The 25,676-nt window shown below is 67.8% G+C and carries 24 protein-coding genes; 13 read left to right on the forward strand and 11 right to left on the reverse strand.

All coding sequences use genetic code 11. The features are described 5' to 3' along the window. Positions 1-2: 2 nt before the first annotated feature. The 5 genes from lpdA (at position 3) to HWX39_RS09975 (ending at position 6,315) form a co-directional block, all read left to right on the forward strand. Positions 3-1,394 carry a dihydrolipoyl dehydrogenase gene (gene lpdA, locus HWX39_RS09955; protein ID WP_175967454.1) on the forward strand — a complete coding sequence of 464 codons (1,392 nt, stop codon included), beginning with the start codon at positions 3-5 and terminating at the stop codon, positions 1,392-1,394. 518 nt (positions 1,395-1,912) lie between these two features. Further along, positions 1,913-2,542, forward strand: coding sequence for an NAD(P)H-binding protein (locus tag HWX39_RS09960; RefSeq protein WP_175967456.1), 630 nt, complete (start codon positions 1,913-1,915; stop codon positions 2,540-2,542). A 130-nt stretch (positions 2,543-2,672) separates the two neighbouring features. Continuing rightward, positions 2,673-3,350: an SOS response-associated peptidase family protein gene (locus HWX39_RS09965; protein ID WP_175967458.1), complete on the forward strand. Its 678-nt coding sequence runs from the start codon at positions 2,673-2,675 to the stop codon at positions 3,348-3,350. A 303-nt stretch (positions 3,351-3,653) separates the two neighbouring features. Then, the gene (locus tag HWX39_RS09970; RefSeq protein WP_175967460.1) at positions 3,654-5,084 is read left to right on the forward strand and encodes a cytosine permease; all 1,431 of its coding nucleotides are present in this window, start codon (positions 3,654-3,656) and stop codon (positions 5,082-5,084) included. Between the two features lie 160 nt (positions 5,085-5,244). Then, positions 5,245-6,315: a porin gene (locus tag HWX39_RS09975; RefSeq protein ID WP_175967462.1), complete on the forward strand. Its 1,071-nt coding sequence runs from the start codon at positions 5,245-5,247 to the stop codon at positions 6,313-6,315. 58 nt (positions 6,316-6,373) lie between these two features. Here the strand turns inward: HWX39_RS09975 and HWX39_RS09980 are convergent, their stop codons facing one another. After that, positions 6,374-7,330, reverse strand: coding sequence for a LysR family transcriptional regulator (locus HWX39_RS09980; RefSeq protein WP_175967464.1), 957 nt, complete (start codon positions 7,328-7,330; stop codon positions 6,374-6,376). Between the two features lie 190 nt (positions 7,331-7,520). Here HWX39_RS09980 and HWX39_RS09985 point away from each other — a divergent pair, with 190 nt between their 5' ends. From HWX39_RS09985 to HWX39_RS10000, 4 genes are all read left to right on the forward strand, one after another. Next, positions 7,521-8,831, forward strand: coding sequence for an MFS transporter (locus tag HWX39_RS09985; RefSeq protein ID WP_069247614.1), 1,311 nt, complete (start codon positions 7,521-7,523; stop codon positions 8,829-8,831). A 31-nt stretch (positions 8,832-8,862) separates the two neighbouring features. After that, a complete protein-coding gene (locus HWX39_RS09990; protein WP_175967466.1) occupies positions 8,863-10,134 on the forward strand; it encodes a Zn-dependent hydrolase in 1,272 nt (423 codons plus the stop codon). A gap of 33 nt (positions 10,135-10,167) precedes the next feature. After that, complete coding sequence (locus tag HWX39_RS09995) at positions 10,168-11,190, forward strand: histone deacetylase family protein (RefSeq protein WP_175967468.1); 1,023 nt, start codon at positions 10,168-10,170, stop codon at positions 11,188-11,190. 153 nt (positions 11,191-11,343) lie between these two features. Next, a complete protein-coding gene (locus tag HWX39_RS10000) occupies positions 11,344-11,646 on the forward strand; it encodes a hypothetical protein (RefSeq protein ID WP_175967470.1) in 303 nt (100 codons plus the stop codon). A gap of 24 nt (positions 11,647-11,670) precedes the next feature. Here the strand turns inward: HWX39_RS10000 and HWX39_RS10005 are convergent, their stop codons facing one another. The 6 genes from HWX39_RS10005 to HWX39_RS10030 all read right to left on the reverse strand — a co-directional run bounded on the left by HWX39_RS10005 (position 11,671) and on the right by HWX39_RS10030 (position 19,679). Further along, positions 11,671-12,633: a spore coat U domain-containing protein gene (locus HWX39_RS10005; protein WP_175967473.1), complete on the reverse strand. Its 963-nt coding sequence runs from the start codon at positions 12,631-12,633 to the stop codon at positions 11,671-11,673. Then, on the reverse strand, positions 12,630-15,014 hold the full coding sequence (locus HWX39_RS10010; protein WP_175967475.1) for a fimbria/pilus outer membrane usher protein: 2,385 nt from the start codon (positions 15,012-15,014) through the stop codon (positions 12,630-12,632). The genes HWX39_RS10005 and HWX39_RS10010 overlap by 4 nt, the downstream gene beginning before the upstream one ends. A 7-nt stretch (positions 15,015-15,021) precedes the next feature. Further along, a complete protein-coding gene (locus HWX39_RS10015) occupies positions 15,022-15,741 on the reverse strand; it encodes a molecular chaperone (protein WP_175967477.1) in 720 nt (239 codons plus the stop codon). Positions 15,742-15,756: 15 nt separating this feature from the next. Then, on the reverse strand, positions 15,757-16,254 hold the full coding sequence (locus HWX39_RS10020; RefSeq protein WP_175967679.1) for a spore coat U domain-containing protein: 498 nt from the start codon (positions 16,252-16,254) through the stop codon (positions 15,757-15,759). 572 nt (positions 16,255-16,826) lie between these two features. Further along, entirely contained in the window at positions 16,827-18,032 is a 1,206-nt protein-coding gene (locus tag HWX39_RS10025) for an MFS transporter (protein ID WP_175967479.1), read from the reverse strand. 726 nt (positions 18,033-18,758) lie between these two features. Beyond that, positions 18,759-19,679, reverse strand: a complete 921-nt coding sequence (locus tag HWX39_RS10030) for a LysR family transcriptional regulator (RefSeq protein WP_175967481.1) — start codon at positions 19,677-19,679, stop codon at positions 18,759-18,761. Positions 19,680-19,844: 165 nt separating this feature from the next. On the opposite strand from HWX39_RS10030, the gene HWX39_RS10035 reads away from it, so the two are divergent. Together HWX39_RS10035 and HWX39_RS10040 are read left to right on the forward strand one after the other, a co-directional pair. Beyond that, positions 19,845-20,765 carry a pyridoxal-phosphate dependent enzyme gene (locus tag HWX39_RS10035; protein ID WP_175967483.1) on the forward strand — a complete coding sequence of 307 codons (921 nt, stop codon included), beginning with the start codon at positions 19,845-19,847 and terminating at the stop codon, positions 20,763-20,765. A 55-nt stretch (positions 20,766-20,820) separates the two neighbouring features. Beyond that, the gene (locus HWX39_RS10040; protein WP_175967485.1) at positions 20,821-20,958 is read left to right on the forward strand and encodes a hypothetical protein; all 138 of its coding nucleotides are present in this window, start codon (positions 20,821-20,823) and stop codon (positions 20,956-20,958) included. A gap of 106 nt (positions 20,959-21,064) precedes the next feature. Here the strand turns inward: HWX39_RS10040 and HWX39_RS10045 are convergent, their stop codons facing one another. Together HWX39_RS10045 and HWX39_RS10050 are read right to left on the reverse strand one after the other, a co-directional pair. After that, on the reverse strand, positions 21,065-22,183 hold the full coding sequence (locus tag HWX39_RS10045) for a DUF2242 domain-containing protein (protein ID WP_175967487.1): 1,119 nt from the start codon (positions 22,181-22,183) through the stop codon (positions 21,065-21,067). 115 nt (positions 22,184-22,298) lie between these two features. Continuing rightward, positions 22,299-23,192, reverse strand: a complete 894-nt coding sequence (locus HWX39_RS10050) for a LysR family transcriptional regulator (protein ID WP_175967489.1) — start codon at positions 23,190-23,192, stop codon at positions 22,299-22,301. 108 nt (positions 23,193-23,300) lie between these two features. On the opposite strand from HWX39_RS10050, the gene HWX39_RS10055 reads away from it, so the two are divergent. Both HWX39_RS10055 and HWX39_RS10060 read left to right on the forward strand, forming a co-directional pair. Then, positions 23,301-24,056 carry a TerC family protein gene (locus HWX39_RS10055; protein WP_175967492.1) on the forward strand — a complete coding sequence of 252 codons (756 nt, stop codon included), beginning with the start codon at positions 23,301-23,303 and terminating at the stop codon, positions 24,054-24,056. A gap of 91 nt (positions 24,057-24,147) precedes the next feature. After that, positions 24,148-24,483, forward strand: a complete 336-nt coding sequence (locus HWX39_RS10060; RefSeq protein WP_175967494.1) for a zf-TFIIB domain-containing protein — start codon at positions 24,148-24,150, stop codon at positions 24,481-24,483. 86 nt (positions 24,484-24,569) lie between these two features. Here the strand turns inward: HWX39_RS10060 and HWX39_RS10065 are convergent, their stop codons facing one another. Further along, positions 24,570-24,986 carry an Hsp20/alpha crystallin family protein gene (locus tag HWX39_RS10065; RefSeq protein ID WP_175967496.1) on the reverse strand — a complete coding sequence of 139 codons (417 nt, stop codon included), beginning with the start codon at positions 24,984-24,986 and terminating at the stop codon, positions 24,570-24,572. A 16-nt stretch (positions 24,987-25,002) separates the two neighbouring features. Next, on the reverse strand, positions 25,003-25,443 hold the full coding sequence (locus tag HWX39_RS10070; RefSeq protein WP_175967499.1) for an Hsp20/alpha crystallin family protein: 441 nt from the start codon (positions 25,441-25,443) through the stop codon (positions 25,003-25,005). Positions 25,444-25,676: the final 233 nt, after the last annotated feature.

The following is a 25,676-nucleotide window of genomic DNA, read 5'->3' on the forward strand; positions in this document are numbered from 1 at the left end:
CGATGAAGAATGAACACACCACGCTGCTCGTGATCGGCGGTGGACCGGGCGGCTACGTCGCCGCGATTCGCGCCGGCCAGCTCGGCATTCCGACCGTGCTCGTCGAGCGCGACCGGCTCGGCGGCACGTGCCTGAACATCGGCTGCATTCCCTCGAAGGCGCTGATCCACGTGGCCGACGCATTCGAACAGGCCCGCGGCCACGCGGGCGAGGGCGCGCTCGGGATTCGCGTGCGCACGCCCGAGATCGACATCGCGAAAAGCGTCGCGTGGAAGGACGGTATCGTCGACCGGCTGACGCGCGGCGTCGGCGCGCTGCTCAAGAAGAACGGCGTGCGCGTGCTGCGCGGCGATGCGCACGTGGTCGACGGCAAGACCGTCGACGTCGTCGCCGGTGGCCACACGACGCGAATCAGCTGCGAGCACTTGTTGCTTGCGACCGGCTCCGAACCGGTCGCGCTGCCGTCGATGCCGTTCGGCGGCCATGTCGTGTCGTCCACCGAGGCGCTGTCGCTCGAGACGTTGCCGAAGCGGCTGGTCGTCGTCGGGGCCGGTTACATCGGGCTCGAACTCGGGATCGTCTATCGCAAGCTCGGCGTCGACGTCAGCGTCGTCGAAGCGGCGGAGCGCGTGTTGCCGGCATACGATGCCGAACTCGTGCGGCCGGTCGCCGATTCGCTCGCGCGGCTGGGCGTGCGGCTGTTGCTCGGCCACACGGTGCTCGGGCTCGCGGAACACGGCGCGGTGCGCGTGCAGGCGGCCGATGGCGCGGAGCAGACGCTGCAGGCCGATCGCGTGCTGGTCGCGGTCGGCCGCCGGCCGCGGGTCGACGGCTTCGGGCTCGAGTCGCTGCCGCTCGATCGCAACGGCCGCGCGTTGTGGATCGACGACGAATGCCGAACCTCGATGCGCAACGTCTGGGCGATCGGCGACGTGGCCGGCGAACCGATGCTCGCGCACCGCGCGATGGCGCAGGGCGAGATGGTGGCCGAGCTGATCGCAGGCAAGCGCCGCAAGTTCATGCCGGCGTCGATCCCGGCCGTGTGCTTCACCGATCCGGAGATCGTCACGGCGGGCTGGTCGCCGGACGACGCGCGTGCGGCCGATGTCGATTGCGTGAGCGCGTCGTTCCCGTTCGCGGCAAACGGGCGGGCGATGACGCTGCAGGCGACCGACGGCTTCGTGCGCGTCGTCGCACGGCGCGACAACCACCTGATCGTCGGCTGGCAGGCGGTCGGGCGCGGCGTGTCGGAACTGGCCGCGGCGTTCTCGCAGTCGCTGGAGATGGGCGCGCGGCTGGAGGACATCGGCGGCACGATCCATGCGCACCCGACGCTCGGCGAAGCGCTGCAGGAAGCCGCGCTGCGTGCGCTCGGGCATGCGTTGCACGTCTGACGCGTCCCACGCACGGCATCGCAGACGTAACAAAGCCCGTGAGCAACCGGATGCTCACGGGCTTTTTCGTTGCTGTGGCGGGGCGGGCCTGCGCCACGTCATGCGCCGGCCCGCATCGCATCACCACGAATGCCCGATACCACCGTCGGCCATCAGACGAATCGGATGAATCTTACGGAGTGAAATATAGGCGTAATGCCAAGCAGCGAAAAGCGAACGCGCTTTCTTTCGTTGGGTGATATTGAGATATCGTACAAATATCCAGGAAACTTTTGTTTTTAGAGATTGGATGCGATAAAGCTTGCTCAATCAATTGTGAAAATGCGACGAATCGAGGCGTGGATGAACTGCGGCCGATGGCGTACCGCATCAATTTAGCGATATGGATTGAGCGCGGTCTGTAATTTTTCGAGATGTTGGAAGGTTGTCGGCGCCGAGTCGGCCGACGATCATGTGGGAAGCCGGAAACCGGGCCGTCCCCGGCCCGCCAACGCCGGCTCCACACGGAAGAACCGGACATGAAACTGCTGCTCGTCGGCGCGACCGGACTCGTCGGGCGTCACGTCCTCGAAGTCGCGCTCGCCGATGCGCGGGTCGATCAGGTGATCGTCCTCGCGCGCCGCCCGTTGTCGCCGCATCCGAAGATGCGCGCGTTTGAGGTCGATTTCGACCATCTGCCCGACACGGCCGACTGGTGGCATGCCGATGCCGTGATCTGCACGCTCGGCACCACGATGCGGGCCGTCGGCTCCCAGGCGGCATTCCGGCGCGTCGACCACGACTATCCGATCGCGGTCGCGCGGCTCGCACACCGCTACGGCACACCGGCCTACGTGCTGAATTCCGCACTCGGCGCAAATGCGGCGTCGCGCATCTTCTACAACCGCGTGAAGGGCGAGGTCGAGCAGGCGCTCGCCGGCGTCGGGTTCGCGTCGCTCACTTATGTGCGGCCCGGCCTGATCGGCGGCAGCCGCGACGAATTCAGGTTCGGCGAGCGGGTGCTGGTGTCCGCGTTGAACCTGGCCCGCCCCGTGTTGCCGGCGAAGTGGCGCGTGAATCCCGCGTCGCGGATCGCCCGCGCGATGCTCGATGCGGCAATCGACGCGCGGCCGGGCGTGCAGGTCATCGCGTCGGACCAGCTCGTGTGACGGCACGCGTCGGGCAACGCGCGGCGCATCATCGCTTCGTAAAACTGTTTCGTCATACCAAGCAATAGCGCGAGCATGGCACCCACGCTGACCTACGATGGAAACATGGCTTCCCATCGTCCGCCGAGCCGTGTGCACTCACTACCGCGCCCCTGACGAAGACCCGGGCATCAGCGAACTGAAGATCGGTATCGGCGATCTGTATCGCCGCGACCCGTGGGCGCCCGACGTGTATCCCGACTACGCGGCGCCGGTCGCGCGCGCCAATGGCGACGGCCTCGAAGTCGTCGCGGCCGTGTTCGGCTTCTGGCCGAAATTCATGCAGCCGGAGCGAGTCGACGAGAACGGCCGTCGAAGGAAGAAACTCGACACGGTGAACGCGCGCGCGGAAACGGTCGGCTCGTCGCGGCTCTACGGCCAAGCGTGGCGCAACGGGCAGCGCTGCCTGATTCCGGTGCGCTGGATCGTCGAACCGTGCTACGAAACCGGTCGCAACGTGTGGCAGCGGATCGGCGTCGACGGCTGGCAACCATGCTGTGTTGCCGGCATCTGGCGGCGCTACGAAGGCGACGACGGCCGTGAACGCGTGGGCATGGCGATGCTCACGGTCAACGCCGACTCGCACCCGCTGTTCGCGCGGATGCATCGCCCAGGCGAAGAGAAGCGGGGCGTCGTGATGCTGCGTCGCGACGACTACGACGAATGGCTGCATGTGCGTGACATCGAGGCCGCCCGACGCATGCTGAACCTGCTTCCCGCGGCCGACATGACGGCCGAGCCCGATCAGGCATCGCCCGCACGCAGCTGAGCTTTCATTCATCCGACATTCCGCTTTCGATCAAACCGGTCGAACGTATCCCGATGGTTCGAACAATTTCGAAAATCGGCCGATTTCGGGTAATCACCGATACCTCGCAAGTTGTATATACAAGATCATCCGCTGGCTATGTCGGCACACGTCGTGCCGCTTGCGTGCCCGTGCGCAGACCGTGCGTGCGTGGCGCATGCCGGCGATCCACGGCGCCCCGCACCCGCAGAGCCGAAAGGGCGGCTCGCAGATTCCCGTCTCGTTCAAACCATTTGTGATCCTGAGTATTTTGGAGATTTCCCCGTGTCAACGAATCCCAGTGGAAAAGCCGGCGGCCTGATCGAAGTCCGTTCGATCGACTTCATTCCCGACGCCGAGCGCCACGGCGGCTTGCTGAGCCAGTTCACGCTGTGGCTGTCGGCCAACATGCAGATCACGGCCATCGTCACGGGCGCACTCGCCGTGGTGCTCGGCGGTGACGTGTTCTGGTCGCTGGTCGCGCTGCTGCTCGGCCAGCTCGTCGGCGGCGCGGTGATGGCGCTGCATGGCGCGCAGGGGCCGCAACTCGGGCTGCCGCAGATGATCTCGAGCCGCGTGCAGTTCGGCGTCTATGGCGCGATGATCCCGATCGTGCTCGTGTGCCTGATGTACATCGGCTTTTCCGCGAGCGGCTCGGTGCTGGCCGGGCAGGCCGTCGCGCAGTTGCTGCACGTCGACGACGCGGCCGGCATCCTGCTGTTCGCGGCCGTGATCGTCGTGCTGACCGTGTTCGGCTATCGCGCGATCCATGCCGTCGGCCGGATCGCAAGCGTGGTCGGCATCGTCGCGTTCGTCTACATGTTCACGCAGCTGTTCGCGAACCACGATATCGGCGCGCTGCTGGCGAACAAGCATTTCACGCTCGCAAGCTTCCTGCTGTCGATGTCGCTGTCGGCGTCGTGGCAGATCGCGTTCGGCCCGTACGTCGCCGACTATTCGCGCTACCTGCCGCGCTCGACGTCGTCGGCCGCGACGTTCTTTGCGGTCGGCCTGGGCTCGGTGATCGGCGCGCAGGCGGCGATGGTGTTCGGCGTGTTTGCGGCAGCCCTTGCCGGCAGCCAGTTCGCGCACCATGAGGTGTCGTATATCGTCGGCCTCGGTTCGACCGGCGCCGTGGCCGCGCTGCTGTACTTCAGCATCGCGTTCGGCAAGGTGACGGTTACGGCGCTCAACGCATACGGCAGCTTCATGTCGATGGCGACGATCGTCAGCGGCTTCCGCGGCAAGGGGGCCGTGTCGTCGCGCAGCCGCCTTGTCTATATCTTCGGGATGATCTGCGTATCGACGCTCATCGCGCTCGCGGGCCGACATTCGTTCCTGAAGGAGTTCACCGCATTCATCCTGTTCCTGCTCGCGTTCTTCACGCCGTGGAGCGCGATCAACCTGGTCGACTACTACTGCTTCACGCGCTCGCGCTACGACGTGCCGGCGCTGTCCGATCCGGACGGCCGCTACGGCCGCTGGAACGTGATGGCGATCACGATCTACGTGATCGGCATCCTCGTGCAGCTGCCGTTCATGTCGACGCACCTCTACACGGGGCCGCTCGTCGACGCACTCGGCGGCACCGACATTTCGTGGATCCTTGGCCTGGTCGTGCCGGCCGTGCTGTATTACATCGGCGCGCGCGCGTCGCGTCGCAGCATTCCCGAACGCCTGATCCTGCCGCTCGAACGCGGCGAAGTTCACCACTGACGACACGTCGCCCGCATCGGGCCGGCCGGCTGCCGGCCTGAATGCCGCGTGAGCCGGGCGCTGCCTGCGCCGGGCGCCTCCCCAGGTTTCCTTTCCCGCGATGCCGGTGCGGCGCAACTGCCGCGCACGGTGTCGTTTCATTCTCTGACCATTGAATAGTATGACTAAACAAATAAAAGCCAGCGGGAGCGATCCCCGGGCGCGGATGGTGTACGCCGGTCTTCGCATGACGGTCGCGGTGGCGTGCGTCGCCGGGCCGGGCGCCGCGTTCGCGCAGGACGGCGTCACGCTGTACGGCGTGATCGACGAGTTCGCGCAGTACGTGAATACGGGCAACGGCTATACGGCGGCGATCAATTCGGGCGGCCAGTGGGGCAGCCGGTTCGGGCTGAAGGGCGGCGAGGATATCGGCGGTGGGCAGAAGATCGAGTTCGCGCTGGAGAACGGCTTCAACCCGAACGACGGTTCGCTGGCGAGTTCGGGCAGCCTGTTTAACCGGCAGGCGTGGGTTGGCATCGCGGGGCAGTGGGGCAAGGTGCGCGCGGGCCGCCAGAATTCGCCGCTGTTCAACGACCAGGGCGGCCAGGACGCGTTCGGCGGCGTCACGCAGGCGTCCGGCATGGACAACCTGACCGTGTTCGCGTTCCGCACCAGCAACACGCTGTCGTATCAGAGCCCGGAGATCGCGGGCTTCCAGGGCGGGCTGTACTTCGGGTTCGGCGATGCGGGCGGCGTGCGCTCGGCAGGCGCCAGCCAGCAGTTCGACCTGACCTACGAACACGGGCCGTTCGGCGCGTTCGTCGCGGGCCAGTGGCTGAAGAACGCGACGGCGAGCACCACCGATCGCACGATCATGGCCGGCGCGTCGTACGAGATCGGCAAGGCAACCGTGTACGGCGGCTTCTCCGCGGTGAAGTGGGCCGATCTCGGCATCGATTCGCGCGTGTACGGGCTGTCGGTCAAATACCAGTTCAATCCGGCCAACTACGTGGCGCTCGGCTACGCATATCTGCACGACCAGTCGTCGCAGGGCAACAATGCGGACCAGCTCGGGCTGATGTACGAATACGACCTGTCGAAGCGCACGAGCTTCTACGGCGCACTGTCGTACCTGCGCAACCGCAACCAGGCCGGCTATACGCTCGCCGGCGCGGCGAACCCCGGCCTGCCGCTCGCGTACCCGGGTGCGAATGCGCGTGGCGTGCAGCTCGGCATCGTGCATCGCTTCTGACGTCGTCGACGCGCCGGGCCGTGTGCGCCCGGCGCTTTCCCCCGGCGCGTTCGCGCAGTCATTTCCCCAGTCGCTCCGCGAGCGAATAGCGCTGCATGCAACGCTCCATCGCGTCGAGAAACGCCTGCTCGGCCGCGTTCATCTTGCGGTCGCGATGCCACAGCAGGAACACGTCGACATCGACGAGCCCGTCGTCGGGCGGCAGCCGCCACAGCCGCTGCTGCGCGATGTCGTCGCGCACGATGTGCTCGGGCAGGCAGCCGATCCCGTAGCCGGCGAAGATCAGCCGCCGCACTTCCTCGAGGCTCGGCGACGACGCGACGATGCGCCCCGTGAAGCCTTTCTGGTCGCGAAACACGGTGAGCGGCGACAGGCTGTCGCCGATCTGGTCGCTCGTGAACGACACGAAATTCTCGGCGAGCAGATCGTCCATCCGCAGTTGCGTCTGCCCGAACAGCCGGTGATGGCGGCCGCAGTAGATCGCGTAGCGCTGGCGCAGGAAGCAGCGCATCTCCAGCTTGTCGTGCGGCGTGCGGCACAGGCCGAGCCCGGCCGTGGCCGTCTTCTGCAGCAGCGAGGACAGAATGTCCGACGAGCGCATCACCTCGATCTGCAGGTCGATGCGCGGATACGCGCGATGGAATTCCGCGAGGAATTCGTCGTAGACGGGCGACTCGATGCGGCTCACCGTCAGCAGCCGGATCGAACCGGTCAGGTCGGCCGTGCTGTCGTCGATTTCGGTTTCGAGACGCGAGATACCGCCGTAGATGTCGCTCGCGATCCGGTAGACGGCTTCGCCGGCGGGTGTCGGTGCGAAGTGCGTGCCGCGCCGCTCGATCAGCTTGCGTTCGAGGGTGTCCTCGAGCCGCCGCAATGCCTGACTCACGGCCGGCTGCGTCACGTGCAGGCGCGCGGCCGCGCGGCTCACGCTGCGCTCCTGGATGATCACCAGATACGTGCGCAACAGGTTCCAGTCGAGGCGGTCGTTCAGGAACGGGGCAAGGTCGGGGCGCATCGGGTCTCCGGTCGAGGCGTCCGGATGGACATTAGTTGAATTTATACGGCGAATAATAACTTGAAATTTGACTAATGATTTGCGGTCGCTGATAAAGGAGGGGCGCCGCAGCGTGCTGCGCAAGGCCGCGACAGACGGCCGTCACACGATATTGCGCGCCGCCCCGCAGCGGCACGCGTCAGGAGCCCGCATGACCCAGTCCCTTCCTTCCGCCCGCCAGCCGGGGCGTGCCGCGACGGCCGCGTTCATCGGCACGATGATCGAGTGGTACGACTTCTACATCTACGCAACCGCCGCGGCGCTCGTGTTCGGCGAACTCTATTTCCCGTCACATGACCGCTTCGTCAGCACGATGGCGTCGTTCGCGACGTTTGCGGTCGGCTTCTTCGCGCGGCCGCTCGGCGGCGTGATCTTCGGCCATCTCGGCGATCGCATCGGCCGCAAGAAGGCGCTGATGACGACGCTGATGATGATGGGCGTCGCGACCGTCTGCGTCGGGCTGCTGCCTGATTATTCGAAGGTCGGCATGCTCGCGCCGGTGCTGCTCGTCGCACTGCGCGTGGTGCAGGGGATCGCGGTGGGCGGCGAATGGGGCGGCGCGGTGCTGATGGCGGGCGAGCATGCGCCGCAGGGGCGACGCACGTTCTTCGCGTCGTTCGCGCAGCTCGGCAGCCCGGCCGGGCTGATCCTGTCGCTGATCGCGTTTCGCGCGGTCACGTCGATGGACAAGGCCGACTTCCTCGCGTGGGGCTGGCGCCTGCCGTTTCTCGCGAGTTCGGTGCTGCTCGTGGTCGGCATCCTGATCCGGCTCGGCGTGAACGAGTCGCCGGAATTCGCGCGCGTGAAGGAAACCAACCGTACGGTGAAGCTGCCGGTCGCGGAAGTGTTCCGCTCCGCGTCGGGGCTCGTGGCGCTCTGCATCGGTGCAAACACGATCGGCATCGCGGGCGTCTATTTCACGAACACCTTCATGATCGCGTATACGACGCAGTACGTCGGCGTCTCGCGATCGCTGATCCTCGACAGCCTGTTCGCGGTCGCGATCATCCAGTTCGTCGCGCAGCCGATCGCCGCATGGATCGCCGAGCGCATCGGCGGCGCACGCTTCCTGAAGCTCGCGGCGCTGCTCGCGATGCTGTCGCCCTATCCGATGTTCATGCTCGTGCAGGGCGGCACGTCCGCCTCGCTGATCGCAGGCATCGCGCTCGCGGTGGTCTGCATGGCCGGCTTCTATTCGGTGATCGCGGGTTTCGTGAGCGACGTGTTCCCCGCGCACGTGCGCTATTCGGCGATCTCGCTCGCTTACCAGATCTGCGGTGCGATCGCGGGCGGACTGACGCCGCTCGTCGGCACGTGGCTCGCGCATCGCTTCGCGGGCCAGTGGTGGCCGCTCGCGGTCTTCTACACGTGTCTCGCCGGCATCTCGCTGCTCTGCATCGTCGCGCTCGACGCACGCCGCGCGGCAAGGCCCGCCGCCGCCGAAGCGCTTGGCTCGCAGTGAACCTCGACGAACGAATTCATCCGGAGTGCACATGAAAGACCTGCTGGAAATCGACGGCGCCCGTTTGTGGCAGAGCCTGGCGGATATGGCGCGCGTCGGCGCGACGCCGCGCGGCGGCGTGCGGCGCCTGGCGCTTACCGAAGACGACCGTCGCGGGCGCGACCTGTTCGCGCAGTGGTGCCGCGACGCCGGGATGACGGTGAGCGTCGACGCGGTCGGCAACCTGTTTGCGCGGCGCGACGGCGCCGATGCGCAGGCCGCTCCGGTGCTGATCGGCAGCCATCTGGACACGCAACCCGAAGGCGGCCGCTTCGATGGCGTCTATGGCGTGCTCGCCGCGCTCGAACTCGTGCGCACGCTGAACGACGCAGGCATCGCGACCGACAAGCCGCTGGAGATCGTGTCCTGGACCAACGAGGAGGGCGCGCGATTCGCGCCGGCGATGCTCGGCTCGGCCGTGTTCACCGGCGCGTTGGCACTCGGCGATGCGCTCGCGAAGCAGGACGCCGACGGCGTCACGCTCGGCGCGGCACTGGACGCATGCGGCTATCGCGGCACGCGTGCGACCGGCGGCCCTGTCGATGCGTACTTCGAAGCACATATCGAACAAGGCCCCGTGCTCGAGGCGAACGGCACGACGATCGGCATCGTCACGGGCGGGCAGGCGATCCGCTGGCTCGACGTGACGGTGATGGGCGTGGCCGCGCATGCGGGCACGACGCCGATGCCGTATCGCAAGGATGCCTGTTTCGCGAGTACGCAGATGGCGCTCGAACTCGAACGGATCGTCACCGGCTATGCGCCGCGCGGGCTCGCGACGATCGGGCAGGTCGCCATCCGCAATGCGTCGCGCAACACCATTGCCGGCGAGCTGACGTTCACGGTCGACCTCCGCCATCACGACGATGCGCAAGTCGATGCAATGGAGCGCGAATTACGCGATGCATGCACGCGTGTCGCCGCCGCGCGTGGCGTGCAGGTCGCAATCGACACCTGCTGGCGCAGCCCGGCGACGCCGTTCGATCGCGACTGCGTCGAGCAGGTCGCGCAGGCGGCCGCCGCGTTCGGCTATACGCACGAGCGGATCGTCAGCGGTGCCGGGCACGACGCGATCCTGCTCGCGCGCCAGGTCCCGACCGCGATGGTGTTCATTCCGTGCGTCGACGGCCTGTCGCACAACGAAGCCGAGGATGCGCTGCCTGTCGACGTGACGCGCGGCACGAACGTGCTGCTTCATGCTGTGCTCGCGCGCGCCGGCGTCGCGGCGGGCGTTGCCGCGGCCGCCGCCACGCAGGATGCGTGACGCGGCGAATCGATAAACCGACGAGGGCGAACGATGAAAACCTATTTCCATCCCGAGCAGTTGCTGCACCATCCGCGCAGCTACCTGTCGCGCGGCCGGATGCGTGAACCGCAGGAAGTGCCCGAGCGCGCGGCGCGACTCGTCGCGGCTGTCCGGTCACTCGACTTCGACGTGTGCGAGCCGGCGGACCGCGGCACCGCACCGATCGCGGCCGTGCACGACATGAACTACCTGCGCTTTCTGGAAGAAGCGCACCGCGACTGGAAGAAGATGCCCGACGACTGGGGCGACGAAGTGATGTCGAACGTGTTCGTGCGCGACCCGAATCCGCTGCGCGGCGTGCTCGCGAAAGCCGCGCGCTACCTCGCCGACGGCAGCTGCCCGGTCGGTGCGAACACGTGGCGCGCCGCGTACTGGTCCGCGCAGGGCGCGCTTGCGGCCGCGGCGGACGTCAACGACGGCGCACGCGAGGCATACGCGCTGTGCCGGCCGCCCGGCCATCACGCACGTCGCGACGCGGCCGGCGGCTTCTGCTACCTGAACAATGCGGCGATCGCCGCGCAGTCGCTGCTCGGCCGCCACCGCCGGGTCGCGATCCTCGACACCGACATGCATCACGGGCAGGGTGTGCAGGAGATCTTCTACGGCCGCGACGATGTGCTGTACGTGTCGATCCACGGTGACCCGACCAACTTCTACCCGGTTGTCGCGGGCTATGAGGAGGAGACGGGCACGGGGGCCGGCGACGGATTCAACCTCAACCTGCCGATGCCGCACGGTGCGCCGGAGTCGGCGTTCTTCGAGCGGCTCGACGACGCGCTGCGCGCGCTCGCCCGGTTCCAGCCCGATGCACTCGTGCTCGCACTCGGCTTCGATATCTACAAGGACGATCCGCAATCGCAGGTGGCCGTCACGACCGACGGCTTCGGGCGGCTCGGCGGCGCGATTGGCGCACTCGGGTTGCCGACGGTGATCGTGCAGGAGGGCGGCTATCACCTCGACAGCCTCGACGCGAACGCGCGTGCATTTTTCGGTGGATTCGCCGCCGCGCGCTGACGCTTCCGGACGGCTGGTGTGCGGCGTTCGCCGCGCGGCATAGGCGCGGCGCAGGTCGGGACCCGATTGCGCGCCAGCGCGTTCGGGTTTTTCACTTGCGCTCCGCCGATTCGAGCGTACGCTTGGCGGATCGATGAAGCAGAGGGGTGAGCGATGAAGCTAACCGGACGGACCGGAAAGGGCGCGTTCGCGCTAGCGATGCTGAGCACCGGCCCGCTTGCCTGCGCGGCCGTGCCGTCGATCCCGCTCAGGGTCAGTCTCACGATTCCGGAAATCTGCACGATTGGCGCGGCCGCTGGTTCGGGCCCGGGCGCCCGCGTCGAGTTTGACGCGCCGAGTGTCAGTTGCATCCACGGCACCCCGTTCCTGCTCAGTCACGCACCCGGACCCGGCGCGACCCTGCCGCCACGCAGCCTGGGAGTCGGTGCGGCCGCGGCATGGACCGTCACGTTCTGAGCCGCGTATCCGCTGCTTCGCCGGTCAGAAACTGATCGTCGCGGTGATCGTGTCGCTGTAGCTGCCGGGCGCGGGTGTGGTCTGCGTCGGCACCGCGCCGTACACGGTCACGACCTGCGACGTGCCGGTGCCGACGCCCGTGACCGTCGTGCTGCCGCCCGTGCCGTCACCCCAGCCGATCGAGTGCGCGGCGTCCGTGTAAAGCCCGTAGCCGATCGCACCGCCGCCACCGCTGCGCTGCATCTGGCGCGCCGTCACGTTGCCGCTGTTGCCGCCGTTCAGCGCGATCTTCCACGCGTCGCCGTTCGTGCACTGCGCGGTGATCGTACCCGTTGCCGCGAGCGTGCCCGACAACAGGCTGGCGGTACCGAAGCTCACGTTGGTCGCGTTGATGTTGCAGTTGTTGACGACGTTCGCCGTCGCACTGAACGGGAAGGTGCCGCTCGACGTCGTCAGCGACGCGCAGGTCGGCGCGCCGAGCAGGTAGAACCCGGTGTTGAGCGACGTCGTGGCGCCGCCGAATGTCTGCGAGTAGGTCGTGGTGCTGTTGCCGGTCGTCGGCACGGTCGGCTGGTTCCCGGTGATCTGTCCGTATATGGTGACCGTCGCGGACGCGCTCGTGCCGAGCGCGGGTTTGACGAGCGTGACGGACGCCGGTGTCGTACCGGAATACACGGAGCCCCACGCGACGGTATGCCCGCCGTCGAGATAGAGGTCGTACTGCATCGCGTTGCCGCCGTTGACGAGGCTGCGCGGGCTCGTGCCGCCGAGATTCAGGCATACGACCACGTTCGGCGTCAGCGAGACGGTCGACCACGTGCAGGTGATGCTGACCGTGCCGGTCACGGCGACCGGCGCGTTCGAGATCGGGCTGACCGAGCCGAAACTCACGTTCGACGCGGTGGCCGTGCAGCTTTCGGCCAGTGCGTGACGGGGCGAGCCGCACCACGCGACGAAGGCAGCGAGGACCAGCAGCGCGATCCTCATTGCGTCGCCCGGCACGTGAGCGGTCCGATGGTCGGCAGCGTGCCGCTGCCGGGCGCGTTGAACGGGAAGTCCGCGGCGCAGCGTTGCGTGCCGTAGTCGATCACGAGGTGGTTGTCCTCCTTCAGTCCGTCGATGAACGTGAGCCCGTCGTAGCCGACGATCGTATCCGTGCCGCTTTCGGCGTGATGCACGCGCGCGCCGACCGGCAGCGGGCGGCCGTCGGTATCGCGCAGGATCACCGACGCCGCGCGATAGCGCGACACGCCGAAATGCGCGACGACGCCCGATTGCGCCTGCGGCACGACCGTCATCGACGTGCGTGCGATCCGCGCGTCGGCGGGCAGCTTCATCGAGTCGATCGCGATCCGGTTGTTCTGGTACGCGTTCAGGTCGGGTACGAGCAGGTGCCCCGCGCGGTCGGTCGCGCCGATCACGCGGTTTTCGTGCAGCACCGGAATGCCTGCGACGCCGTCGGTCGATACCAGCGCGAAGCCATCGTTGATGCGGCGCGACAACTGCACGCTGCTGTCCATGAATACCAGCGCGCCGCTGACATCGAGCGATGCGCCGGTCTGGCGGTCGATGTTCTGTGCGGCCGCGATGACTTCGCCCGCATGACCGAGATAGCGTACTTGTGCCTGCCGGTAGGGCACCGCGCCCGTGCCGCCGGTCTGCACGCCCCAGCCCCAGCCGCCGTCGTAGTCGGGCGGGCGGCTCGCGTCGACGCTGTAATTCGACTGGCCGCGCTGGCGCCCGACGGTCGCATTGATCGATGTGTTGCGCCCGAGGCCGATGTTCAGCGATACGAACGCGCCGTTCGCGCGCTGCTGCGCGAAGTCGCGGTACGCACTGACGCTCATCGATGCGAGATCGCCGAAGCTCAGCGTGTACGACACCGTGCCGATCCGCGTGCTCGGGCCTTGCGGCAGCCGGAAGCCGATATAACTGAGCGAGAGCGTCTGGCGGTGCATGAACGGCAGCGCGAGCGTCGCCTGGTCGGTCGCCGCGGGTGCCGTCGCGCCGTCGCGCGAGGCGAGATCGCCGTAGCGGCCGAACGCGCGGATCGTCTGCGCGTTGATCGAGAAGCGCGGTTCGATCAGCTGGTAGCCGATGCTCACCTGCGTACCGGGAAAGCGGCCGGCGCTGCCCGCGACCGCGCCGCTCACGACGCCTGCATTGCCGAGCCGTAGCAGCGCGCCGACGCCGGTGTTGAGCACGCCGCCGGTCGCTTCCGCGTGCCCCTCGACGGTCAGCGTATCGATGACGCCGCGCCGCATCGAGCCGCTGACGGCCGGCCGCGCGTCGTAGTCGAACGACTGCAGCCCGTAGTTGCGGCGCAGGAAGCCGGCTTCGAACGAATAGCTCGACAGCCCGGCGGACAGCATGCGCGTATCGACGTAGAGCGGCACGGACGTCGCGACGGTGCGCCCGAGCGCGTCACGCGTGATGACGGTCGCCTGGCCGGCGCCCGTGATGCCCGGCACGTCGTGGATGATGAAAGGGCCGCTCGGCACGTTGCCGGAGTACTGGCGCACGTTGTTGATGTAGAGGTCGACCGCCGACGGTACGGCGGCGGAGCCCGTGAGCGACGGGATCGGGAACGTCACGAGATCGGGCCGCAGCGCGAAGTTGCTGCGCCACTGGAAGCCGCCGAGGCGCACCGAGCGCGTCCATGCGAGCGATCCCGAGATCGTGTCGCCGATCTGTGTCGTGCTCGGCCGTGCCGGATCCGAGCGGCTCCATGACGTATCGAAGCGCGTGTAGTGCCGGCGGCCGTCATGGAAGGTCGCGACGCCGCTGGTGTCGAATACGCCGCCCGGATCGAAGTAGCGCACGTCGGTGTAGAGCGAAACCTGCCGGTCGCCGAGCGTCTGCGCGTACGCCTCGTAGTTGATCGCGACGCCGCGCGACGCGCTGGCCGCCTGCGTGGGCGGCAACGCTCGGCTGTCGACCGCGTACGGCCGGCGCAGCGTGTCGGGCATCTGCAGGTCGACGCTCTGGTGCGCCGCGTCGTAGTGGTAGCGCAGGCCGGCAATCGTGTCGAGGTCGACCGTCGTCGCGTCGGCGATGCCGAGCCTGTCGGTCGCGAGGCCGATCGTGTGCAGGTCGGCGCCGCTCGCCGACAGGTGGCCGTCGCGTTCGCGGAAGTGCGCGAGCAGCGTCGTGTTTTCGCCGTTGACGCTGACTTCGAGGATCACGTCGTGCATGCTGTCGGTCATCACCAGTGCGGCGGGTTCATCCGCGCGTGCGCAGCCGAGCGCAAGCAGGCCGCCGGCCACGACGGCCGCGAGTGCGGCGCGCGGCGAACGAAGCGGTGTCCTGCCTCCGTTGGCCGGACGCGTGCGGGCGCGTGGCGAAGGGGGAGGGGCCGGGCGGCGCACCGGCGGTCTAGCCCGGCGGCTCCACCGTGACGATCGCACTGGCCGGCTGCGAATTGACGGCCGCCCGCACCGTGACCTTGCCGCCGAGCGCGACGCCGGCCGGCAGCGGCACGCTCCACTGGCCTGTACGCCCCGCGAGCGCATAGCCGAGCAGGCCGCGCGTGAGCGGATACGTGCGGCCGTCGCCGGTCACGAGTTCGACCGATGCCAGTTGCGCGCGCCGCGTGCCGCCGTTGTGCACCCGCAGTACCCAGCCGCCGTTGTCGCGCAGCAGCGCCCAGTCGAGCCGGGGCGCGCCGTCGGTTGCCGGCTCGACGAACACCGGAATCGAATAGCGCAGCCGGATCGACACGCCGTTGGCCGGCGCTTCGCCGGGCTGCGGCAGCTCGTCGATCAGCAGCCGGTAGGTCTGCTCGGCGCCTGCAGGCGTGCGTGACGCGCGCACGACGCGGATCAGCTGTTCGGACTGCGTACCGACTTCGATGATCGGCGGGCTGGCCATCAGATCCTGGGTGGGCGTCAGCGTGTCCTGGCCGTCGGCCTGGTCCCAGCGGAACACGCGCACCTGTCCGTACACGGGGCGCTCGCCCGGATTGCGCAGCGTGATGCCGGTGGCCGTGTCGTCGGTGCCGAATTCGATCGTGACCGGGGAAATCTGCAGCGACGCGGCGTGCGCGGCGCCGGCCGCACATAGCAGCGCGGCGAGCGTTCGACGTAATGCGGACATGGCGAGCCGCACCGGTCAGAAGTAGACGGTTGCGGTGACGGTCGTCTGATAGGTGTCCGGCTTCGGCGTCGCCTGCGCGGGCACCTGGCCGTAGACGGTCAGGGACTGCGCCGCGCCCGTGCCGGTGCCGGCCACGGTGTCCGTGCCTTGCGTGTTGCCCCAGATCGTCGTGCGCCCGGCATCCTGGTAGAGCTGGAAGCCGACGGTCGTCGTCGTGTTGCCGGTCGCCGTGCCGGCCATCAGCCGGCTCGCGACGCTCGATCCCGTGACCGTGCCTGCGTCGAGACCGACGTTGTAGGGCGTCGTGTTGGTGCAGGTGACGCTCACGGTCGTCTGCTGGTTGATCGCGGTGGCCAGCACCCCGCTGGTGCCGAAGGCGAGCGGGTTCGCGGCGATCGTGCAGTTCGGCTGCAGCGTCAGCGTAACGTTGAAGGTGGCGGTCGCTGTGCCGTTCGAATAGGTGGCAGCGTCGGCGGCGGGAATCGAAAGGCCGATTGACAGCGCGAGCGACAACGTCGTGGAAGCGATGGCGACTTTCACACTGTTCCCTCATCGATCGTTTTTCATTGGAGTTATGCCGCGCCTCTCATGCCACGGTATCGCAGATGCTGATACGAATCGGCAAGTCTTTCAATCTTTAAATTCGCGCTGTTTCATTTTGTTACATCTGGTGCGGGTATTGATTGAATAAAGCCGCGGAGCATTTCACTTTCTGATTTTCCGTGAGCGATTTGAATGAAATATTATTCTGCGGTGCAGCAATATTGAGTAATTCGTGCGGGGTTCGATGCGATTTTAGACAGGCCTGTCGAGCTGAATCGGCTCGTGGGAAACGGGTAATTCATGCGCTGAATGAAATGGAAGGGAAGCGGTTATTCGAGTGGATCGAATCGATTTCGACATTCCGTAAATGAGTTGAATCTGCGTCGATGTGAAATCGACGGATATTCAGGATTTTTCGATTGACGGATTGCTGAATCAGAATGGATCGTCGAAAACGAATGCGGCCGCGTTGCGCGGCCGTGAGCGTGTGTCGGTACGGATCGGCGGTCCGGCATGCATCGCCGGCGCACGACGTGCGGCGATTACGAATTCGCGGCGGCCGGCGCGCGGCGCTGCTGCGCGATCTGCAGGAAGACGAGCGCGAGTCCGGCCGCGGCGATCAGCCCGCCGACGAGCGGCACGGCCGCGTATCCGAACCCGGCCGAGATCGCGGCACCGCCGGCGGCCGCGCCGAGTGCGTTGCCGAGGTTGAACGCGCCGATGTTGACGGCGGACGCGAGGCCCGGCGCTTCGTGGGCCGCCCGCATCACGCGCATTTGCAGCGGCGGCACGACCGCGAACGTCGCGACACCCCACACGAGCAGCGTGCCGGCCGCGCCGGCGTGCGTGCCGGCGAGCACCGGGAACGCGGCCATCGTGGCGATCAGCAGCAGCAGGAAACCGATCAGCGTGCCGTCGAGCGAGCGGTCGGCGAGGCGCCCGCCCGCGATGTTGCCGATCGAGAAGCCGACACCGATCAGCACCAGCATCGCGGTCACGAAGCCGGGCGTCGCGCCGGTCACGTGTTCGAGCGTCGGCGCGACGTACGTGTAGAGCGTGAACATCGCACCGGCGCCCAGCACGGTCGTCCCGAGCGCGCCGAGCACGACAGGGCGCGTCAGCACCGAGAGTTCCGCGCGCAGGTCGGGCATCTTGCCGGCTTCGCCCTTCGGCAGTGCCGCGAACAGCCCGGCGATCGCCACCAGGCCGAGGCCCGCGGTCGCCGCGAACGACATGCGCCAGCCGATGATCTGGCCGAGCCAGGTCGCGGCCGGCACACCGCCGACGTTCGCGATCGTCAGGCCCATGAACATCGTCGCGACCGCGCTGGCCTGCTTTTCACGCGGCACGAGACTGGCCGCGACCACCGAGCCGAGTCCGAAGAAGGCGCCGTGGTTGAGGCTCGTCACGAGGCGGGCGAGCAGCAGCGTCGTGTAGCCCGGCGCGAGCGCCGACAGCAGGTTGCCGATCGTGAAGATCGACATCAGCGCGATCAGCGCCGAGCGGCGCGACCAGCGCGCGAGCAGCAGCGTCATCAGCGGCGCGCCGACCATCACGCCGATCGCATAGGCGCTGATCAGCATGCCGGCCTGCGGAATCGAGACGTGCACGCCGTCGGCGATCACGGGCAGCAGGCCCATCGGCGAGAACTCGGTCGTGCCGATGCCGAACGCGCCGGCGGCGAGTGCCAGCAGCGGCAGCGCTGCGCTGCCGCCCGGGCGGGAAGGAGAGGAAGTCGTGGGGTTCACGCGATGAGCTCCTGTAGTCGAGGGACAACGGCACGGGCCGTTGAGAACAGGGTGAAGTGTGCCTGCATGACTTTTGCGGAAAAAGCCGTATACGGACGAAATTATCTTGATTTCATGTCAACAATGCAGCGGGCGTGCGAAGGCCGCTGGCGAGCCGCGCGAAGGAGGGGCTTTTCGAAAGCATCATGTAATGAATCGCGTGCGGCTTTCGGCCGGGAGATCGCGATCCATCGGCGCCGCGAGGTGGGCCGACGGCCGCTCCTCCCGATGATCCGGAGGCCGTCCGCAGATCGTTCGTCGACGTGCCGCCGCGCGGATCGGGCGAACCGGTCAGGTGGCGGGCATCCTCCCGAACGAACGTCGCACCGTCGCCGAAAACCCTTTTCAGACAAGGCACACGGCAAAAAAAGCCCCGATCACAGGGGGACCGTGACCGGGGCGGAAACGCATCCTCTCTTTGGCACGAGGGTTGGATGCGCGCGAAGTATATTTCGAACCATGACAATTCGAACCGGCGTTAAACGGCTGTTTTTGGTGTCAATTTAAAAACACCGGCGCTGCGACGTCCGGCGTCATCGTTTTGAAAGAATTTTCGCTGAAGAGATGCGGCTGTTTAGCGTGTTTCAGCAGCCAAGGCGACGGTTTGACGGAAGGGGGCGCCCGTCGTTCGGCGCCGCGGATCGTGCCGTTCAAGTGCCGGGCGAGGTCGCCGCATCGGCTGCCCATTCAGCCCGGTTGGCGTGCTTCGCCGGCGGCATCGCGCACGGCCTCGAGAAATCGCGCGACGACGGGCGATGGCGGCGTTGCCGCGCCGTCGAACACGAACTCGATGTCGAAGCGGCTGGCAAGCTCGTCGAGCGCGACGAGCCGGACCGTGCGCGGGCAGGTCGGCGACGCGCTTTCCGGCACGAAGGCACAGCCCATCCCGGCTGCGACGAGGCCGATCAACGTCGGAATGTCGCTGCCGACCTGCGCGATGCGTGGCGTGAAGCCGGCCTGCCGGCACTGCGCCATCAGGAACCGGTGGTGCGCAGCGGAGCGCTGCGCGTCGAACCAGACGAACGGCTCGTTCGCGACGTCGGCCAGCGTGCGCGGCGCGGTGAAGCGTCCGCCCGGCGGCGCGGGCATCGCGAGCACGAAGCGGTCGCTCAGCAGCCGTACGCCCGACAGGTGCGGCGCCTCGTCCCGACGCCACGCCATGATCCCGCCGTCGAGCTGGCCGCGCATCAGCGCGTTCGCCTGTTCGGCCGACAGCATCGGCGCGATCGACAGCTTCACGTCCGGGCACGCGTCGCGAAACGCCTTGAGGACGTTCGCGACGACGGGCAACGGCAGGCAGTTCGACAACGCACCGAGCCGCAACTCGCCCAGTTGGCCGGCCGCGCTGCGCAGTGCGCGCTCACGGCTGTCCTGCAGTGTCGCGAGCAGGCCGGTCGCATCCTGCAGGAAGCTGGCGCCGGCCGCCGTGAGCGTGACGCCCGTTGCGCGGCGCACCAGCAGCGGCGTACCGATCGCGTCCTCGAGTTCGCGGATCTGTCGCGACAGCGCGGGCTGGACAATGCCGGCCGCGCGGGCGCCGGCCATCACGCTGCCGGCTTGTGCGACGGCCACGAAGTAGCGCAGGTGACGCAGTTCGATCTGGCGCATGCGGTTTCCGTTCCGGTTCGTCAATATACCTGTGGAGCATAACAAAGGCCATCCGATGGTATTGGAAAGCATGGGAGGCGTGCCGTACGATGGCCATCGTTGCCGCATGCAGTTGCGCGTCGCGTGCGTGCCCTCCGTTCCCACCGCTCCCATTGGTCCCGTCCCATGCCGCTTCATATCCCGACCCCTTATCTCCGCTCGCAAATCGCGTCCCGCCGGCTCGGCAAGGCCGTCTGGCTGAAGCTCGATGCGCTGCAGCCGTCGGGCTCGTTCAAGCTGCGCGGCGTCGGCGCCGTCTGCGAAGCACGGCATGCGGCCGGCGCGCGGCGCTTCGTGTCGTCGTCGGGCGGCAACGCGGGCATCGCGGTCGCGTATTGCGGCCGCGAACTCGGCGTGCCGGTGCTCGTCGTCGTACCGGAAAACGCGTCGGCCCGTGCGCGCGAGCTGATCCGCGTCGAGGGTGCGGAGCTCGTCGTGCACGGCGCGAGCTGGGCCGAGGCGAACGCGTTTGCGCAGTCGGCGCTCGGCGAGCACGATGCGTTCGTGCATCCGTTCGACGATCCCGTGCTGTGGCAGGGCCACGCGACGATGATCGACGAGATGGCGGCGGCCGGCCCCAAGCCTGACGCGATCGTGCTCGCGGTCGGCGGCGGCGGGCTGCTGTGCGGCGTGCTCGAAGGGCTCGCGCGCAACGGCTGGCACGACGTGCCGGTGGTCGCAGCCGAAACGCAAGGCGCCGACTGCTATGCGCGCTCGCTGGCGCAGGGGCATGGGGTCGAGTTGCCGGCGATCACGAGCATCGCGACGTCGCTCGGCGCGAAGCGTCCGTGCGATGCGGCGGTCGAATGGGCAGCGCGACACGAGATTCACCCGGTCGTCGTGTCGGATGCCGATGCGGTGGCCGCGTCACTGCGATTTCTCGACGAGCACCGGATCGTCGTCGAACCCGCATGCGGTGCCGCGCTGGCCGCGCTCGAGCGACCGGTGCCCGTGCTCGCGTCGGCGAAGGATCTCGCCGTGATCGTCTGCGGCGGCGTGACGGCGACCGTCGAGCAGCTGCAGACGCTGCGCGCCACGTTGCGGTAGGCGGGGCGGTCGGCGCAAGCGGGCTGGTTAAGGGGCGGCTGGACGGCGATCGACGATGGGTATCGCCGGGATCGTCTGCGGTGGCGTGATGGCGATCGCCGAGCAACGGCAGACGCTGTGCGCGCCGTTGCGGCATGCAGGGTGGAGGCGCAAGCCGGCCGATGGCCGGACGGCCGTCGATCTCCGTGAATGACGGAATCGGCCGAGCGTGTCCGACGCAAGGCATCGGCACGACGGGCAAGGGGGCGTATCGTCGCGCTGCGCCGGTTGCGGCCAGGAGCGACGATACGGGCGGTCGATCAGTTTGCGGCCGGTGCGCTCGCGCCGGACGGGGCGGACGATGCGACGGGGTTGGCGGCGGCAGGCGCGGGCGACGTGCTCGACGGTGCCGATGCCGATACGGGGGCCGAAGCAGTGGACGCGGGCGCAGGCGCGACCGGTGCCGCTATTGCAGCGGCGGGCGCCGACGCCGCTGCGGCCGGGTGCGACGCCGGGCCGGAAGCGGACGCAGGCGCGGAAGCCGGCACGGGAGCCGAAGCCGGCGTGGATGCCGATCCGGACGCCGGCGCAGGCGTCGACGAGGCGGCCGGTGCAGGCGCCACATCCGAAGCCGGTACCGCCCCCGAACCAGACGCCGCTAGCGGCGCGGCGGCACGCATCGCCGCCGGCGCGACCACGGCCGAAGCCGCGGCCGGCACGGCGTTCGCGCCGGACTGGGGCGCCACGACCGGCAACGAAAGCGGCACTGGCGCCGCGGGCGGCGTCGGCACGACCGGGGTCGTCATCTTCATCGGCTCGCCCTGCGGCGTCGGCGCGGGTTCGGGCAGCGGCGTGACGGGCTCCTTCTCGGCGGCCTTGACGGTCGCGCGGTCACGGCGGGCCGGGTCGATCTTCAGGAAATGCTCGACGAGATTGAAGAAGCGCTCATAGAACACGCCGGCGGGAATCGTTTCGCTGGCGGTCTTGACGAGCGCGTCGTCGCTCGACCCGATCGGCAGCGACAGCGAGCCGAACACGCTGAGGCCGACGCTGGCCGACGTGTTCGACTTCTTCAGCGTGTAGCGATCCTGCACCGCGTTCACGTACGCGATGCTCGACGAGCCGTCCGCGTTCGCGTCCGCACACACGACGTGAAACTCGATCACGACGTGCATGTCGTTGTTCGGCTGGAAATTCTTGCTGCCGTCGACCGCATCGCTGCGAGACGACGACACCACATAGCCCTGGCTCAGCAGCGCGCGCCGCGCGGCCTCGCAGGCCGCGTCGGATTTCGAGTGGAACGTATGCGCGTACGGGCTGCTGGTCGCGTCGAACTGTTCCTGCTGGTAGATCGGCTTGGGCGGCGACGAGCACGCCGCCAGCACGGCCGCGGCCGCGAGCGCGCACGAAACGGAAAACAGGCGAAATCGGTTGTGCATGGCGTCTTTCAGAAGGCTCGGCGAGAGGTCGCGCAACGGCGGTGCCTGGAAGAAGCGCGCGGCAATCTCGTAAGGCCGGGGCGCCATTATAGTTTCGTTTGATGTCGCGCTCGCTTCAGCCGGCCGGGGTGCCGCGTGCGGCGGCCAGCAATCGCGACGTCAGCGGATGGTGTTCGCCGCGCCGCGAGCGGATTGCGTGGATCTCCTCGGTCACGTCGCCCGCGCGCCCGAGCCGCCGCAATCCGCGCAGCAGCGACGCGTCGTTCGCGCCGAGTTCGCTCAGCGGAAACACGCCGAGGCCGCGCGCCGCGAACACGGCCATCAGCGCGCTGTCCTCGAATTCCCCGGCCACGCGCGGCACGATCCGCTCGCCTTCCAGCCACGCGTCGAGGCGCGCGCGCAGCGCCGAATGCGCGGTCGGCAGCAGCACCGGCAGGTCGGCAAGGCACTGCGGAAAGTGCTGCCGCGCGGCCGGCGTGACGAGCGCGGCGGGGCCGTACCAGTCGACCGGCGACGCGACGAGCCGCTCGCTCGTCACGCGCAGGTTCGAGCCGGACGGCGCGCCCTGGCCGGCCAGCACCAGATCGAGATGATGCAGCGCCAGGTCCGCAAGCAGCGCATCGTGCTCGCCCTCGTGGCACAGCAGCCGCAGCGTGGGCGTATCCAGCACGGGCGCGAGGGTCGCGTGTGCGGCGAGCTTGGAGATGCCGTCCGCGAGGCCGACCGCGAGCCGTACGGTCGGCTGGCTGGCCGCCGCGCGCACTTCGTCGGGAATCAGCCGCCCCATCTCGAAGATCACCTCCGCGCGCGCAAACGCGGCCTGGCCGGCGTCGGTCATCGTGACGCCGCGCCCGACCGGGCGCAGCAACTGGTGTCCGAGCGCTTTCTCGAGCTCGCGCACCTGCGCACTGATGGTCTGCACGGCCATGTCGAGCCGCGCGGCCGCGCGCGCAAAGCCGCCTTCCTTCACGACGACCCAGAAATAGTACAGATGTCGGAAATTGAGCATCGGACCGTAATTTCGTAAAAACCGAACCTAAAGTCAGATTCTCTCTGATTTTTCCGAAGTTCGGGGCGGCATATCATCTGGCTTTCCACTTTCGTATCGGCCCATTTCATGGACTACCTGCTGACGCTTGCCGTCGACCCCGCCGTCTGGGCTGCGCTTCTGACGCTCGTCGTGATGGAAGTCGTGCTCGGCATCGACAACCTGATCTTCATCTCGATCCTCAGCAACAAGCTGCCCGAAGCGCAGCGCGCCCGCACGCAGCGCCTCGGCATCGCGCTCGCGCTGGTGATGCGCCTCGCGCTGCTCGGCAGCGTCGCGTGGATCGCGAGCCTCACCGAACCCGTGTTCACGCTGTTCGCCCATGCGTTCTCGTGGCGCGACATGATCCTGCTGTCGGGCGGCCTGTTCCTCGTGTGGAAGGCGACCACCGAGATCCATCACCACGTGTCGCACGACGGTGAAGGCGAGGGCGGCGCCGGCGGCGCGGCCGGCCTGACGATGTGGGCCGCGATCGGCCAGATCGTGATGCTCGACATCGTGTTTTCGATCGACAGCATCGTGACCGCGATCGGCATGACCGAGCACGTGCCGATCATGTTCGTCGCGGTGATCGTCGCCGTCGCCGTGATGCTGTTCGCTGCACAGCCGCTCGCACGCTTCATCGACCGCAACCCGACCATCGTGATGCTCGCGCTGTCGTTCCTGGTCGTGATCGGCATGACGCTGATCGCCGAAGGGTTCGGTTCGCATGTGCCGAAGGGCTATATCTACGCGGCCATGGCGTTCTCGGCTTTCGTCGAAGGCATGAACATGCTGGCGCGGCGCGCGAAGGCGAAGCGCTCGGCACCGACGGAAGGCCGCTGAGCCATCGCGTGTGGCGCCGGCCGCTGCGGCGGCCGGCTTCACGCGCTTCATAGGGAATCCAGACGAGATTCGCACGGAAAGGAGAGACGCGATGAAATGCCCAGTCTGCAAGACGCCCGATCTGTTGATGGCCGAGCGCCAGTCGATCGAGATCGACTATTGTCCGACCTGCCGCGGCGTGTGGCTCGATCGCGGCGAACTCGACAAGCTGATCGCACGCGAGACCGGCGACGCGCCGCTGCGTCGCGACGAGACACCCGTGCGGCACGATGCGCAGGCGCCGCGCAGCCACGACGGCGGTTGGGGGCGCGACGGTCGCTCGCATGACAGCCGCGGCAGACACGATGGCCGCTCGCACGACGAGCGCTACAAGCACGACGGCCAGCGTCGCCGGAAATCGGTGTTCGACCTGTTCGACTTCGACTGATTGCACCGCATGTCGTAAAAAGCCCCGCCGGGAGCGTACCCGGCGGGGCTTTTTCATGCGTGCGGGACGATCGCCCGCGTTGGTGCTTATGCGTGACCGGTCGTCACGTCGATGCGGCGCGGACGGGTTTCCTCGCGTCGCGGGATCGTCAGCGTCAGCACGCCGTCGCGCAGGTTCGCGTCGATCCTCGACGTGTCGAGATCCGGGCTCAGCACGAAGCTGCGCGCATAGCGCGTCGCGCGGATTTCGGCGTGCCGCACGCGCAGGTCGGCCGGCGTGTCGAGGTGCGTGTCGGCTTCGATCGTCAGCGTGTTGTCGTGCACCTTCACGTCGAGGTTTTCGCGCGGCACGCCGGGCAGATCGGCCCGCAGCGTGACGCCGAGATGATTCTCGACGACGTCGACGGCCGGCGTGATCGCGGGCCGGCGGGCTGCGTCGGCGGCAGCGGCAGCGGGGTGAACGGTGTTCGTCTGGCGCTCGGCCAGGGTCGGGTTCGCATTCATGTCGGTATCCTGACTATTATTGAACGGTGATCGAACGCGGCTTCGCTGCCTCGCGCCGGCCGACGCGAATCAGCAGGCAGCCGTTTTCGTAGCGGGCGCTGACCTGCTCGGGATCCGCGTCCCGCGGCAGCTCGACGACGCGGCGGAATGTGCCGTGAAAGCGTTCTTGCGCATAGGTGCGCAGATCGTCGCCTTCGCCGCGCGACGCAGGCTTGCGCTCGCCGCTGATCGTCAGCAGGTCCTTGTCGATCGACACGTCGAAGTCGGCCGCGGCCATGCCGGGCGCGAACGCGACGATCTCGATGGCGCCGTCGGTGGCGCCCACGTTGAGCGCGGGAAAGGCACCGGGCCGCACTGCGCGAATGCCGGCTGGACGTTCGCCCAGCAGATTCGCTACTTGCCGTTGCACGCGGGCAAATTCGTCGAACAGGTCGCTGCCGAAATGAATACCGCTCATGTTGGTCCTCCTGAACAGGGAACACGGGAGACGTGACGGCGCGACGCCTGCGGCGGGCGCGACGCGGGAACTCCACTGGATCGAAACGGGGGCGGTGCGTGGGAGGGTGCACTGCCCGACGACGCGTAATTAGTGGCAGCCGAAGCGCATTTCAAGAGGGAATCTGCAATCTGCGTCAACGCAGGCCCGCGCGATTCGATGCGACAATCGCCGCGATCTATTGGCAGGCCAAC

This window comes from Burkholderia sp. BCC0322, from assembly GCF_902833045.1.
In the GTDB taxonomy this organism is placed as follows: Bacteria; Pseudomonadota; Gammaproteobacteria; order Burkholderiales; family Burkholderiaceae; genus Burkholderia.